13 protein-coding genes and 1 pseudogene are annotated in these 13056 nt (G+C 65.3%); 6 read left to right on the forward strand and 8 right to left on the reverse strand.

Annotation, left to right across the window (positions count from 1 at the left end):
• Nucleotides 1–85 precede the first annotated feature (85 nt).
• Entirely contained in the window at nt 86–250 is a 165-nt protein-coding gene (locus tag EWH12_RS17175) for a hypothetical protein (protein ID WP_242496106.1), read from the forward strand.
• A 20-nt stretch (nt 251–270) separates the two neighbouring features.
• Here the strand turns inward: EWH12_RS17175 and EWH12_RS17180 are convergent, their stop codons facing one another.
• From EWH12_RS17180 to EWH12_RS17190, 3 genes are read right to left on the reverse strand one after another with little or no spacing between them, the layout of a single operon-like run.
• On the reverse strand, nt 271–1623 hold the full coding sequence (locus tag EWH12_RS17180) for an ATP-binding protein (RefSeq protein ID WP_242496107.1): 1353 nt from the start codon (nt 1621–1623) through the stop codon (nt 271–273).
• Nucleotides 1620–2387, reverse strand: a complete 768-nt coding sequence (locus tag EWH12_RS17185) for a response regulator (protein WP_129927316.1) — start codon at nt 2385–2387, stop codon at nt 1620–1622. The genes EWH12_RS17180 and EWH12_RS17185 overlap by 4 nt, the downstream gene beginning before the upstream one ends.
• Nucleotides 2388–2403: 16 nt before the next feature.
• The gene (locus tag EWH12_RS17190) at nt 2404–3303 is read right to left on the reverse strand and encodes a dioxygenase family protein (RefSeq protein ID WP_129927317.1); all 900 of its coding nucleotides are present in this window, start codon (nt 3301–3303) and stop codon (nt 2404–2406) included.
• 174 nt (nt 3304–3477) lie between these two features.
• On the opposite strand from EWH12_RS17190, the gene EWH12_RS17195 reads away from it, so the two are divergent.
• From EWH12_RS17195 to EWH12_RS17205, 3 genes and pseudogenes are all read left to right on the forward strand, one after another.
• Nucleotides 3478–4800: a NupC/NupG family nucleoside CNT transporter gene (locus tag EWH12_RS17195; RefSeq protein ID WP_129927318.1), complete on the forward strand. Its 1323-nt coding sequence runs from the start codon at nt 3478–3480 to the stop codon at nt 4798–4800.
• A gap of 67 nt (nt 4801–4867) precedes the next feature.
• Nucleotides 4868–5940: pseudogene (locus EWH12_RS17200) on the forward strand (DUF1176 domain-containing protein).
• Nucleotides 5941–6036: 96 nt separating this feature from the next.
• The gene (locus EWH12_RS17205; protein ID WP_129927319.1) at nt 6037–6744 is read left to right on the forward strand and encodes an HAD family hydrolase; all 708 of its coding nucleotides are present in this window, start codon (nt 6037–6039) and stop codon (nt 6742–6744) included.
• 30 nt (nt 6745–6774) lie between these two features.
• Here EWH12_RS17205 and EWH12_RS17210 read toward each other — a convergent pair whose 3' ends face one another.
• From EWH12_RS17210 to EWH12_RS17220, 3 genes are read right to left on the reverse strand one after another with little or no spacing between them, the layout of a single operon-like run.
• Nucleotides 6775–7338, reverse strand: a complete 564-nt coding sequence (locus EWH12_RS17210) for an LptA/OstA family protein (protein ID WP_066605832.1) — start codon at nt 7336–7338, stop codon at nt 6775–6777.
• Nucleotides 7338–7985: an LPS export ABC transporter periplasmic protein LptC gene (locus EWH12_RS17215; protein WP_066605830.1), complete on the reverse strand. Its 648-nt coding sequence runs from the start codon at nt 7983–7985 to the stop codon at nt 7338–7340. The genes EWH12_RS17210 and EWH12_RS17215 overlap by 1 nt, the downstream gene beginning before the upstream one ends.
• A 21-nt stretch (nt 7986–8006) precedes the next feature.
• Nucleotides 8007–8624: a ribonuclease D gene (locus EWH12_RS17220; protein WP_066605827.1), complete on the reverse strand. Its 618-nt coding sequence runs from the start codon at nt 8622–8624 to the stop codon at nt 8007–8009.
• Between the two features lie 281 nt (nt 8625–8905).
• Here EWH12_RS17220 and EWH12_RS22925 point away from each other — a divergent pair, with 281 nt between their 5' ends.
• Nucleotides 8906–9733: a cold-shock protein gene (locus EWH12_RS22925; RefSeq protein WP_129927320.1), complete on the forward strand. Its 828-nt coding sequence runs from the start codon at nt 8906–8908 to the stop codon at nt 9731–9733.
• A gap of 311 nt (nt 9734–10044) precedes the next feature.
• Here the strand turns inward: EWH12_RS22925 and EWH12_RS17230 are convergent, their stop codons facing one another.
• Both EWH12_RS17230 and EWH12_RS17235 read right to left on the reverse strand, forming a co-directional pair.
• A complete protein-coding gene (locus tag EWH12_RS17230) occupies nt 10045–10338 on the reverse strand; it encodes a TFIIB-type zinc ribbon-containing protein (RefSeq protein WP_129927321.1) in 294 nt (97 codons plus the stop codon).
• A 4-nt stretch (nt 10339–10342) separates the two neighbouring features.
• Complete coding sequence (locus EWH12_RS17235) at nt 10343–11053, reverse strand: Bax inhibitor-1/YccA family protein (protein ID WP_129927322.1); 711 nt, start codon at nt 11051–11053, stop codon at nt 10343–10345.
• A 424-nt stretch (nt 11054–11477) separates the two neighbouring features.
• Here EWH12_RS17235 and EWH12_RS17240 point away from each other — a divergent pair, with 424 nt between their 5' ends.
• Nucleotides 11478–12992, forward strand: a complete 1515-nt coding sequence (locus tag EWH12_RS17240) for a cysteine--tRNA ligase (protein WP_066605816.1) — start codon at nt 11478–11480, stop codon at nt 12990–12992.
• Nucleotides 12993–13056: the final 64 nt, after the last annotated feature.

Consider the following 13056-nt stretch of genomic DNA (forward strand, 5'->3'; position numbering starts at 1 on the left):
AGATGCCACCACGTGAGTGGACCATGGCGAAGGCGCAATTTGCCGTGATCTTCGGCGAACGTTTCATCAGAGCCATGGCGGCCTGATGATCAACCGCCCGGCCGCACACGGAAATCCTGACAGTCCCGGCCTGCTGGCTGAACATCGCAGTTCGCCCAGCAGCCGGCGTCGCCGCGCGATCCGCCTGTCGCCATTGGCGGTGGACGCCATGGCGTCCTGGGTCTCGCTCGCCTTCGAAAGCGGCGACTGATCGGCGATCTCTCCGGGGTTTCAGCGGTCCAGCGGCAGGGTGATGCTGGCCCGCAAACCGCTGGGGTTGCCGGCCCCGGCGCGGTTGGCGAAGGCCAGGGTGCCGCCATGGCCGTCCGCGATCCGCCGGGCGATGGACAGGCCCAGGCCTACGCCGCCCGTTTCCCGGTTGCGGGACGCCTCGCCGCGATAAAAGGGCTCGCACAGCCGCTCGATCGCCGCGTCCGGCACGCCCGGCCCGTCATCCTCGACCGCCACCGTGACGCGCCCGTTCGTCACGGTCATCGCGATCCGCGCCGATCCGCCATAGCGCACCGCATTTTCGACCAGATTGGCGATGCAGCGCCGCAGCGCCACCGCGTCGCCGCGCACCACCGCGCGGCTGCTGTGCGTCACCGCCACATCCTGCCCCATATCGGCCAGATCGTCGGCCAGCGTCTCGACTATGGCCGACAGGTCGACCCGCACCTGCGCCGCGCCCTCGCCTTGGCCACGCATGAAATCCAGCAGGTCGGTAACCATCGCGCGCATTTCCTGCACATCCGCCTGCGCTTTGGCGCGCGGCCCGTCGGGCAGCGCCTCCAGCCGGAAGGACAGGCGGGTCATGGGCGTGCGCAGATCGTGCGCGATCGCGACCAGCATCGCCGTGCGCTTGTTCAGATAATCGGCGATCCGCGCGCGCATATGATTATAGGCCGCGCCCACCGCGCGCACCTCCGGCGGGCCGGTCAGCGGCAGGGGGTCGGCGCGTTCGGGCCGTTCGGTCGCCGCGCCGTCGGCCAGTCGCCGGATCGGTTGGGTAATGCGCCGCGCCACCCAATAGGCCGGCAGCAGAAGCAGGATGAAAATGCCCGCCATCAGCGACAGGGTGATGGCGTACCAGCGCCCATTGGCCCCCTGCCGCGCCTGAACCACCTGCCAGCCGTCGGCCGTGCGCCGCGCCAACAGGAAGGCGCGGTGCAGCATCGTCCCGTCCGGGCCGAAGCTTGGCCCGGAACCGGGCACGGGCCAAGCCTTCCGATCGGGATCGGCCATCCGCATCGGCGGTAATTCACGCACCAGGCGGACGTCAGCCGGGCGCGCGCCCAGCAGCGTAGCGACTTGCGCCGCAGCGCGCCGGTCCTCCATCTGTCCCGGTTCGGCCAGTGGGGCGGGATCGGACCGATAGCGCGCCACCGTCCAACTGCCCGCCGGGGCGGCGGCGCCCTGCAACAAGGCGGCGGCCTCGCCCAGCATCATCGGGCGGCTGTGCGGCGGCGGCCCGCGAAAGGCGACCAGCATCATCGCCCCCAGCGCCAGCAGCAGGGTCGCGGCGACCAGCGCGACGATGCGGGTCAGGATCGACGGGTTCAGGCGGCCCAGGCGCGGGTTCACGCCGGACGGACCTCGGCGGTGAACATATAGCCTTCGTTGCGGATGGTGCGGACCAGTTCGTCCGTACCCTCGGTCCGCGCGCTACGCTCCAGCTTGCGCCGCAGCCGGCTGACCTGCACGTCGATCGCCCGGTCATAGCTCTCGCTGTCATTGCCCGCCGAATAATCGAGCAACTGGTCGCGGCTCAGCACCCGGCGGGGATGGTCGATGAAGGCGCGCAGTAGCCGGAACTCGCCATCGGTCAGGGTGACGACGACATTGTCGGGATCGGTCAGCAGCCGCCCCGTCATGTCGACATGCCAGCCGGCGAAGCGCAGCTTCCGGCCGCTCGGTTCGGCCGTCTCCGCCACCTGTCGCCGATGGCGGCGCAGGACGGTCCGGACGCGGGCGAGCAACTCGCGTGGGTTGCACGGCTTGGGCAGATAATCCTCCGCCCCCATTTCCAACCCGACGATCCGGTCGATGTCGCTGCCGATCGCCGACAACATGATGACCGGCAGGCCGCCGCGCGCGGACAGCCGCCGCAGGATCGACAGCCCGTCCTCACCCGGCATCATCACGTCGAGCACCGCGATATCGAAATCCTGCGCCGCCAGCACATGATCCATGGCGGCACCGTCGGCCACCGCGGTCACGGCAAAGCCATGCTGCTTCAGAAAATCCGACAGCAGCGTGCGGATGTCCGCATCGTCGTCTACCACCAATATGCGCGAACCATCCATGGGCGCCAGCATATCGGCGGAATGCGCCTCCTGCAAAGTCATCTGCACGCTGATCCGATCAAATCGCCAAGCCGACCGTCACCGCGCCGGTATAGCCGTTGGTGATGTCGCCGGTCATCGTCGGCGTCATCGCCGTCACCTGCGCCGACGTATTGTCGCCGAACACATTGTCGCTGCTGGTCGATATGCTGGCGAAATTGCTCTTGCTGCTGGTATAGCCGCTGGTGGCGTAGACCGTGGTGCAGGCGTCGGCCGGCATGGCGAATTGCGACGTCAGCACGCGATTGGCGTAGCTGGTGGCGCGCGCCAGGCTCGGATAGACCTCGAAATGGATATGCGGGTAGCGGCCGGAATAGCAGCCGGGGAAGATGCTGGTGAAGGTCACCTGCCCGTTGGCGTCGGTCACGCCCACGCCGCGCAGATAATTTTCGCCCGGCACGGTGTAGAGCGAATAGAGCCCGTCGCGGGTGCAGTGCCAGATATAGACGGCATAGCCTTCCAGCGCGGCGCAGCTGCTGTTGACGTTCACGACCGTGATGGTCAGTGTCATGGTGATACCCGCCGCGGTGCCGCTCGACGATCCGAAGCTCGACCGGATGTCGGTGCGCACAATGCCCGTGTCGTCCAGCACATTGACCACGCTGCCGTTGCTGCTGTTGGACCCGTCGGCCGGATAGGGACCGTTGGTTTCGGTCGGATCGGCGATGCAGGTGCCGGTGGGTGTCGGGGTGGGTGTCGGCGTCGGGGTTGGTGTGGGCGTAGGCGTGGGGGTGGGCGTCGCGGTCGATCCGCTCGACGATCCCGATCCGCCGCCACAGGCGCCGATCAGCGCCGCGCCGCTCGCGGAAAACAGCAGCCGCAAGGTGCGCCGCCGCCCGATGCTCTCTCGCGCCAGCGCGCGCATCTGTTCCAGGTCGTGCATCAACCCATGGTCGTGCGCGTCGTCATGTCCAGCCATCTACCCTATCCCTCTTGTCTTGTTGCTCAAAGACCCTCGGAATCGTCCCTAATGGCGGCATGTCTCCGGCCGATTGCCCAATGTAGCGTCTTTGTAGCCATCAAACGCTCTGGCCACCCCGCGACATGGCCCATATAGTCGCGCAGGTTTGTCCTTCCCACGCGAAAGCGCTTCATGCATCTTCTCATCGGCCTCGCCGGCATTCTCCTGATCCTCGCCATCGCTTTCGCTCTTTCGTCGGATCGTCGCGCCATCAAGCCGCGGGTGGTGGGCGCGGCCTTCCTGTTGCAGGCGGGGATCGCCCTGCTGGTGCTCTATGTGCCCGCGGGGCGCGGCATCATCGCGGGCATGTCGCGCGGGGTCGCCAACCTGCTCGGCTATGCGCAGGCGGGCACCGACTTTATTTTCGGCCCGCTGGCCAAGCCTGAAATCGGCGGGGCCAGCTTCGCCATCGCCGCGCTGCCGGTCATCATCTTCTTCGCCAGCCTGGTGTCGATCCTCTATTATCTGGGGATCATGCAGTTCATCGTCCGCTGGGTCGGCGGCGCGATCGAATGGGTGACGGGCGTGTCGAAGGTGGAAAGCCTGTGCGCGGCCGCCAACATCTTCGTCGGGCAGAGCGAAAGCCCGCTCGTCATCCGTCCCTATCTGGCCGGCCTCACCCCGCCGCAACTGTTCGCGGTGATGACCAGCGGCATGGCGGGCGTGGCGGGCACCATATTGGCCGCCTATGCCTCGATGGGAATCAAGATCGACTATCTGCTCGCGGCCAGCTTCATGGCGGCTCCCGGCGGCCTGTTGATGGCCAAGATCATGATGCCCGACCCGCGCGCGCCGGTGCAGGGCGAATTGCCGCTGGGCGACCATCCCGACCTGCTGCTGCCCGAAACCCGGATCAGCGGCGCCGGCCCCGCCGCCTTGTTGCCCGAAGGCACGCCGGGCGAACCCATGCCGCAGGCCAGCCATGATGAGGAAAAGCCCGCCAACCTGATTATGGCCGCGGCGCAGGGTGCGCAGACAGGTGTCAAACTCGCCGTCGCGGTCGGCGCCATGGTGCTGGCCTTTGTCGCGCTGGTGGCGCTGGCCAACGGCATATTGGGCGGCATCGGGGCGTGGTTCGGCTATCCGACCCTCAGCTTCCAGATGCTGCTGGGCTATGTGTTCCAGCCAGTCATGTATCTGCTCAACATCCCCTGGGCCGAAGCGCAGGTGGCAGGCGGCCTGTTCGGCACGAAAGTCGTGCTCAACGAATTCGTCGCCTATATCAACCTCGGCCAGGTGCAGGGCGCGCTGTCGCCCGCGACCATCGCCATCATCACCTTCGCGCTGTGCGGCTTCGCCAATTTCAGCTCGATCGCGATCCAGATGGCCGTCACCGGCAATCTCGCCCCCAACCAGCGGCCGATGATCGCGAAGCTGGGGCTGAAGGCGCTGGTCGCCGGCAGCCTTGCCAACCTGATGAGTGCGGCGCTGGCGGGCGTGATGCTCAGCCTGTGATATCGATCAGGTCGGCTCCGTAACGGAAACGCTACCATCGTCCCTGCAAATCGGTTATGGTTAACCCATGGGGGCAAAAGATTTTTTCATGGTCGCTCTGGCGGCCCTAGGCTGGTCGGGCGTCGGGTCCGCGCAAGGGCCTGCAACGCAGGCCAAGATGCAGGCGCCCAAGCCCGGCGTGTTGGAAACCTACAAGGACTGGACCATCGGCTGCGACAATCGCAACCGATGCGAAACCGTGTCCCTGCTCGCCGAGGGTGCGGATTGGCCGGACAGTCCGGTGATGGTCGGGGTGGTCCGCGACGCCGGGCCGGATGCCGCCACCGAAGTCTGGGTCAGCCGCGACACCAATAGCGGTGGCGAGATCAGCGTGCATGTCGACGGACGCCGGATCGCCAGCGCCATGAGCCGCGATGGCGACGCCACCATAAGAGGGCCGCAGGCCGCCGCGCTGGCCATCGCCATGGCGCGCGGCAGCATACTGGAACTGCGCATGGGCAATCGCGCGATCGGCAAGCCGTCGCTGGCCGGGTCCGGCGCGGCCCTGCGCTATATGGATGCGCGGCAGGGGCGGGCCGGGACCAGCACCGCACTGGTCGCCACCGGTCCGCTTGGCCCGCTCGCCGTGCGCGCTGCGCCCGCCGCACCGATCATCAAGCGCGCACCCTTGCCCGGTGCGACCGCACCCGCCGCCCTGTGGCGGGAGGAACTGACCGCGCTCGGCAAATTCACCCGCTGCACCGACGAGATGAAGGGCGCGGAGCCGCCGCAGCTCTTTCGCCTGTCGCGTACCGAAACGCTGATCCTCGTCCCCTGCGGCAGCGGCGCCTATAATTTCACCTCGGTCCCGGTCATCGCCACCGGCATCGCCGGCCGGCGCGCTTTCCGCCTCGCCAGCTTCGACTATAAACCAGGCTGGAGCGAGGAGGAGGCCCGGCCAATGCTGGTCAATGTCGGCTGGACCGCCGCAAGCTGCGGCTCGACAGCTTCGCCAAGGGGCGCGGCATCGGCGATTGCGGCGGCAGCGAAGCCTATGTCTGGGACGGCGCCCGCTTCCGCCTGATCGAAGCCACCAGCATGGGCGAATGCCGCGGCGCCTGGCACTGGATCAGGACATGGTCGGCGCAGGTGATGGAATAGTTTCACGGCAAAGCGCAGCTTGCGGCGGCCATCCCACGCAACCGCCGCGCCGCGCTTTGCAATGGAATTGGAACGATAGGCGGCCATATTGGCGCCATGATCCAAGCGTTACGCCAATCCACCGCCGCGACTGCCGCATCCACCCTGCCGAACCCGGTCCGCGCGGTGATCTTCGATATGGACGGCACCCTGCTCGATACCGAGGCGGCGCATCGGCGCGCCTTTGCCGAAACGGGCGAAGCGATCGGCTGGCCGATGGCGGATGACCTGTTGCTGTCGATGGTCGGCATCCACCGCGACGAAAATCAGCGGATGTTGGCGGCGCATCTGGGGCCGGACTTTCCGCTCGCTCGCTTCTACGCCGACAGCGACGCGCTGTTCGAGGCCGCTGTTGACGCCGGCATCTTGCTGCGCCCCGGCGCGCGCCTGCTGCTCGATCATCTGGCGCAGGCGGGCGTCCCGATGGCGCTCGCCACGTCGACCGCCGCACCCTATGCGCAGCAACGGCTGGAGAAGAGCGGCCTGCTCCATTATTTTGACGTGGTGGTGACGCGCAGCGATGTCGACCAGCCTAAGCCGCACGCGGAACCCTATCTGCTGGCGGCGCGTCTGCTGCGGATCGATCCGGCGGACTGCGTTGCGGTCGAGGACAGCCATGTTGGCGTCCGCTCCGCCATGGCGGCGGGCATCGCGACGGTGATGGTGCCCGACCTGCTGCCCCCGACCGAGGAACTGGTCCTCGCCTGCGCGCAGATATTGCCCAGCCTCACCGACCTGCGCGACCTGTTGCTGGCGACGCAATAGGATGATGGGGCGACAAGCCCCTCTAGCCCGTCAATTCTTGCGCTGGGGCACCGTGAATGTACCCGACACGCGCCCGCTGGGGCTGGTCGCGGCGCCGGGCACGCCGCCCGACGATCGACCGTCGACAGTCGATCGGCCGCTGTTGAGGTCCATGACCAGACGCCCGCCGCTCAGGCGGTTCGACCCCTGCGTCAGCGTGACATTGCCCAACATGGTGATGAGTTTGCTGTTGAGGTCGTAAATGGCCACGTTGCCGCGCGCAGTCTGATCCGCCTTGGTCACCACGACGTTGCCCGATGCGTCGATTCGGTCGATGTCCACGCCATTGGATCCGCCGCTCGGCTGCTTGCTATAGGCGACCGTCATGCGCGCGGCGTTCAGCGTCATGCCGGCCTGCGTCACCACGACATTACCCGATACCACGACGCGATCGGCGCGGTCCTGCACCTCGATCCGATCGGCGTTGAAATTGACGGGCGCATTGCTGTCATGATTTCTGAACACCTGCGCGAAGGAAGGGGCGCTCGCGCCGGCGAACATCATCGCGGCGGCGCCCACCAAGCCGGTCGAGAGCAGGATCAGGGTGCGTGTCATCAGTTTCGCCCTTTGAGGCCATTTTGTTCGATACGCAAGCTTGCCCGGCCATTCAATGTCACCGTGCGCGCGCCCATGTCCGCTTCCAGATGGTCGCCACTGAAGGTGCCGATCGGGATGCGCCCGTCCACGCGGCCCGCGCTGCGCATCCGCCGGGTCTTGAGGTCGATGCCGACGTCGCGGGTGGTCAGGCGATATCCGCCTGCAGCCTCGAACTGCACCGGCCCTTCAATGCCGACTCGCTCGGTATCCATGTCATATCGCCCCTTCTGCGCGGTCAGGACGGCGGGGCCGTCCGACAGCAGGATGCGCGCCGACATGCTGTTGAGGTCCACGATCGGTTCGCGCGAGCTTTTTTGCACCGCAGAGCCAGCGCGCAGCGAGAAGGGCTGGCCCTTGCTGTCCTCGCCGCGATAGAGCGCCTCGGTCAGCCGCATCCGGTCCTTAGCCACCTCGACCTTGTTCTTGTCGAGCACGAAGCTGACCTTGTCGCCGCCGGTGAAGGGCGCGGTCGCCAGCAGCGCGGCCAGCACGCCGACCGCGACCGGCAGCCAGTTTTTGAGCAGCGCGACCAGCCGGTCGTGACTACCGCCCGGCTGCGCCCATAGGCGGCGGACATCGCGTTGCTGATCGGCCTGGACGGACATGGTTGGACCTTTCAGCCTGCGTCACATATGTGAGAAGATGTCGATTTCCGGCCATCCGGCCAGGTCGAGTTCGGCGCGATGGGGCAGGAAGTCGAAACAGGCCTGGGCCAGTTCCATCCGCCCTTCGCGGATCAGGCGCTTGTCCAGTTCGGCTTTCAGCGCATGGAGGTAGCGCACGTCCGAGGCGGCATAATCCTTCTGCGCGTCGGACAGGACGGGGCCGCCCCAGTCGCTCGACTGCTGCTGCTTGCTGATGTCCTGGCCCAGCAGTTCGCGGACCAGTTCCTTCAGGCCATGGCGGTCGGTATAGGTGCGGATCAGGCGCGAAGCGATCTTGGTGCAATAGACGGGCGCGGCGACCACGCCCATATAATATTTGATCGCTGCCAGATCGAACCGGCCGAAATGATAGAGTTTCAGCCGCTCAGGATCGGCCAGCACGGCGCGCAGGTTGGGCGCGGCGTAATTGCTGCCGGGCTTGAAGCGGACGAGATGCTCGTCGCCCTTGCCATCGCTGATCTGGACCACGCACAGGCGGTCGCGCGGGGTGATCAGCCCCATGGTTTCGGTGTCGATGGCGATCGGGCCGGGGGCGAGCACGCCAGCGGGCAGATCTTCTTCATGGAAATGGACGGTCATGCTCTTCCCTTATGGCGAAACAGAGCCGACCGCAATCAAGGCTTTGCCGGGCCGGATCTTCGCGACAAAAGGCCGTATTCGCTCGGCGAATGGTGGTCGTTGGAGGTCATTTTGGCCAATTGGAACGGAACAGGACCGCAACAGTGAAAATCATTCGCGCTGGTCTGAAAAGTTGATATAGTGATTCCCAAACCCGCGTCTGCGGTGGATTCTGCATGTCATTCGCCCGACATGTGTTTGTCCGATTGGTCTTGGGGCGAAGCGAAAGTGACTAACAGGGCATGAGTTTTGATAGAGGTCGCCGCGGCGGGCGCGGCAAGGACAAGCGCGACGGTTTCGGCGACGACAATTTCTACGATCAGGGCGGCCGCGGCGGCGGTGGCTTCGGCGGCGGTTTCGGCGGTGGTGATCGCTTCGGCGGCGGTGGCGGCGGCTTCGGTGGCGATCGTGGAGGTTTCGGCGGCGGTGATCGCGGCGGCGGCTTTGGCGGTGGTCGCAGTGGCGGCGGCTTCGGCGGCGGTGGTTTCGGCGGCGGCGGCGGCGGTGGTGGTCGCGGCATGCCTGCCCAGGTCGTCGGCGAAGGCAAGGGCGTCGTAAAATTCTTCAACGGACAAAAGGGCTTCGGCTTCATCGTTCGTGACGATGGCGGCGAAGACGTGTTCGTGCACATCAGCGCCGTCGAGCAGGCCGGCCTGACCGGTCTGGCCGAAGGACAGCCGCTCGGCTTCACCCTGGTCGATCGTGGCGGCAAGGTGTCGGCGACCGATCTGGTGATCGACGGTGAACCGCTCCCCGTCACCGATCGCGGTCCGCCGCGTGAAGCGCGTGAACCTCGCGCCGGTGGTTTCGGTGGCGCGCCGGACCGTGGCGGCCCGCAGCGTCAGTTGACCGGCGAGCGCTCCAGCGGCACCGTGAAGTTCTTCAACGCGATGAAGGGCTTCGGCTTCATTCAGCGTGATGACGGCCAGCCCGACGCCTTCGTGCACATCAGCGCCGTCGAACGCGCCGGCATGGCCGCCCTGAATGAGGGCGACCGGCTCGACTTCGAACTGGAAGTCGATCGTCGCGGCAAATACGCCGCGGTGAATCTCCAGTCTAAGGCCGACTAAGGCGCTGACGGATCATCCCTGTTACAGGGGAGAGGATAGGGAAGGGGTCGCCTGCAAGGGCGGCCCCTTTTTTTAGGGCGCTAGGTGCACGTTGCGTGGTCGATGCAATCCGAGCAGATAGCGCATCGCGCAGAAAAATAAGGCCCGCGCCTTCGCCTAAAAGGATATGAAAAAATAGAGCGCGCGACTTCCATTATATTTAACGAAACATTCTCTCGCAGATGTTGCGCTTGTTCCGTGAATTTAAGAGGTCTCTCTTCTTTCGCACGCCCATTGCAGAAAAGGCCGGCCCTCAACGGACCGGCCTTCTTTTAATCGAACAACTCTTCCAAAAAGCTTTTCTTTCGCTTTTTCGGGTAGCCCCGATCATCATCCCGATAATCGCGATCGGGACGATAGCTGGCCTGCCCAAAGGGCGCGGACGGCGGCGACGGGGCGCTTGCCTGCCCCGACCGCTCGATGATCTTGTCCAACTCGCCCCGGTCCAGCCAGACGCCCCGGCATTGCGGGCAATAATCGATCTCCACCCCCTGCCGATCCGTCATCGCCAATCCGACATGACAGACCGGGCAGAGCATGGCCGATACGGCAGCCTGATCCCGCATCCGCTTATTCCCGCTCGCCGGTCAGGCTGAGCAGCATCTGGAACAGGTTGACGAAGTTCAGGTACAGCGACAGCGCGCCCATGACCTGCATCTTCTGCGCCACTTCATGCCCGGCATAGACGAAATAGTCCGACTTGATGCGCTGCACGTCCCAGGCGGTCAGGCCGGTGAAGACCACCACGCCGATGATCGAGATGACCATCTGCATCGCCGAAGACCCCAGGAAGATGTTGATCAGGCTGGCGACGATGATGCCGATCAGGCCCATCATGAGGAAGCTGCCCATCTTCGTCAGGTCGCGCTGGGTTGTATAGCCCCACAGTGCCATGGTGAGGAACATGACCGCGGCCGAGAAGAAGGCCTGGGCGATGCTGCCGCCGGTGAAGACCAGGAACACGCTGCCCAGCGACACGCCCATCACCGCCGCGAACGCCCAGAAAGTCATGCGCGCGGTCGCGGTCGTCATCCTGTCGATGCGAAAGCTGAAGAAGAACACGAAGGCCAGCGGCGCGAAAATCGCCACCCATTTGAGCGGCGTGCCGTAAATGGCGGCGGCCAGCGTCGGCATATTGCCGACCAGCGCCGCGACCAGGCCGGTGATGACCAGGCCAAGACCCATATTGCGGAAGACGCCCAGCATGTGTGCGCGCAGGCCGGCGTCGGTCTGCGCCGTCTGGCTGGCGCCATAGCCCGACATGCGAACGGGATTATTCATGGGAAACACTCACTCCATCATCCAATGTGGTTCGAGTGGCCCGGTGCGGTCTCCTGCGGCAACGAGAGGGGGCAAATTACCGCAAAACCAGCACCGGGCACACCCGATGCGGTCCGACATCGCGACAGGGATAAGGGGGAAATCCATGTCGCCAGAGGGGCCCGGCCCGCATCGACAATATCGGATGCTCAATGCCCGGCCGCAAGGGATGAGCCCGCCTGCAACATTTTATTACAATCTGACGATGTCGCGCACGTCATGGACAGCAGGTCATGGACGGGGGCGGCCCTGCGCGAAAGAGACAGCAAGTTGGACATTTGTATTGCTTCACCCATTGTCGTTACTTAGCTAAGTAACATAATGACCTCATGGGGATGGCAAGGAAGGATTGACCCTCACGACGCTTCGCGACATGGCGTATCCCATGTCCGACGACCAGCATATCCCCGCGCCGCTGCGCCTGTTCAACAGTCTGATCCGCACGATCGAGCCATTCGCGCCGATCGAGGATCATCATGCGCGCGTCTATAGCTGCGGCCCGACGGTCTATAATTACGCCCATATCGGCAATCTGCGCGCCTATGTCTTCACCGACACGCTGCGCCGGACGTTGTTGTGGAAAGGGCTGGCCGTCACCCACATCATCAACATCACCGATGTCGGCCATTTGACCAGTGACGCCGACGCAGGCGACGACAAGATGGAGGCGGCCGCGCGCGCATCGGCCAAGAGCATCTGGGATATCGCCGCCCATTATACGCAGGCCTTCAAGCAGAACATCGCCGACCTTAACATCCTGTCGCCCAGCGAATGGACGGTCGCGACCGACTATGTGCCGCAGATGATCGCCTTTGCCGAAAAGATCGCGCCGACACATTGCTATGAACTGGACAGCGGCCTTTATTTCGACAGCAGCAGCGTGCCCGATTATGGCGCGCTGGCCGGCGGCCGCGACGATGCGGCGCACGCCCGGATCGATCCCGTCGCGGGCAAGCGCAACCCATCCGACTTCGCGATCTGGCGCAAGTCGCCGCCCGGCGAGCAGCGCCAGATGGAATGGGACAGCCCCTGGGGCAAGGGCGCGCCGGGTTGGCATCTGGAATGTTCCGTCATGTCGCAGACCCGGCTGGGTCAGCCGTTCGACATCCACACCGGCGGCATCGACCATCGCGAAATCCACCATCCCAATGAAATCGCCCAGAACCAGGCTTTCCATGTCTGCTGCGGCGATCCCGGTGTGGCGGCGGCCGGCTTCACCGGCGCGCGCTGGTGGATGCACAACAACTTCCTGGTCGACCGCCAAGGCAAAATGTCAAAGTCGAAGGGCGGCTTCACTACCCTCTTCAGCCTCATCGACGCGGGCGTGCATCCCATCGCCTACCGTCTGTTGTGCCTGGGCGCCCATTACCGGTCCGAACTGGAATTCAGCGCCGACAATCTGGCCGCCGCGCTGACCCGGCTCAAGCGACTGATCATGGGGGTCGAGGGCCTGAAGGCCCGCGCCGAGGGCGTGACCTGGCAATCCCCGCGTCTCGACTATCTGCGCGCCAACCTCCATCCCAAGCTGACGCCGCTGCTCGAACAGTTCGACGCGGCGATAACCGACGACCTGATGACGCCGCGCGCCCTTCCGCTGCTGGAAGAGGCGATCGGCATCAAGAAGGTGCCGGTGGACGAAAAGCTCTGCCTGATCGCCGCCTTCGATCAGGCGCTGGGCCTGAACCTGCTGACGCTCAGCCGTGCGGACCTGCGCCTCCAGCCCAAGGATGCGCAGATCGCGCCGGAGGCGATCGAGGCCGAACTGGAGCGCCGCACCGTCGCCCGCGCCGAAAAGGACTTCGCCCTGTCGGACGAGATTCGCGACGCCCTGATCGCCCGCGGGGTCGAGGTGATGGACGGCGATCCGCTGCGTTGGGACTGGCGGCTGACGCTGGGCTGACGGTCAAGCACCGGCATCGGCCTTGACGGCCGCTTTCCGCCGACCCAAGAGACAGGCGGGTCGA

Origin of the sequence: Sphingobium cupriresistens (assembly GCF_004152865.1) — a bacterium.
Lineage (GTDB): Bacteria > Pseudomonadota > Alphaproteobacteria > Sphingomonadales > Sphingomonadaceae > Sphingobium > Sphingobium cupriresistens.

Bases quoted from the DNA above. Each gene is read 5' to 3' on its own strand.
- EWH12_RS17175 (WP_242496106.1), top strand. From the start codon at position 86: ATGATCAACCGCCCGGCCGCACACGGAAATCCTGACAGTCCCGGCCTG.
- EWH12_RS17185 (WP_129927316.1), bottom strand. From the start codon at position 2,387: ATGACTTTGCAGGAGGCGCATTCCGCCGATATGCTGGCGCCCATGGAT.
- EWH12_RS17190 (WP_129927317.1), bottom strand. From the start codon at position 3,303: ATGGCTGGACATGACGACGCGCACGACCATGGGTTGATGCACGACCTG.
- EWH12_RS17195 (WP_129927318.1), top strand. From the start codon at position 3,478: ATGCATCTTCTCATCGGCCTCGCCGGCATTCTCCTGATCCTCGCCATC.
- EWH12_RS17205 (WP_129927319.1), top strand. From the start codon at position 6,037: ATGATCCAAGCGTTACGCCAATCCACCGCCGCGACTGCCGCATCCACC.
- EWH12_RS17210 (WP_066605832.1), bottom strand. From the start codon at position 7,338: ATGACACGCACCCTGATCCTGCTCTCGACCGGCTTGGTGGGCGCCGCC.
- EWH12_RS17215 (WP_066605830.1), bottom strand. From the start codon at position 7,985: ATGTCCGTCCAGGCCGATCAGCAACGCGATGTCCGCCGCCTATGGGCG.
- EWH12_RS17220 (WP_066605827.1), bottom strand. From the start codon at position 8,624: ATGACCGTCCATTTCCATGAAGAAGATCTGCCCGCTGGCGTGCTCGCC.
- EWH12_RS22925 (WP_129927320.1), top strand. From the start codon at position 8,906: ATGAGTTTTGATAGAGGTCGCCGCGGCGGGCGCGGCAAGGACAAGCGC.
- EWH12_RS17230 (WP_129927321.1), bottom strand. From the start codon at position 10,338: ATGCGGGATCAGGCTGCCGTATCGGCCATGCTCTGCCCGGTCTGTCAT.
- EWH12_RS17235 (WP_129927322.1), bottom strand. From the start codon at position 11,053: ATGAATAATCCCGTTCGCATGTCGGGCTATGGCGCCAGCCAGACGGCG.
- EWH12_RS17240 (WP_066605816.1), top strand. From the start codon at position 11,478: ATGTCCGACGACCAGCATATCCCCGCGCCGCTGCGCCTGTTCAACAGT.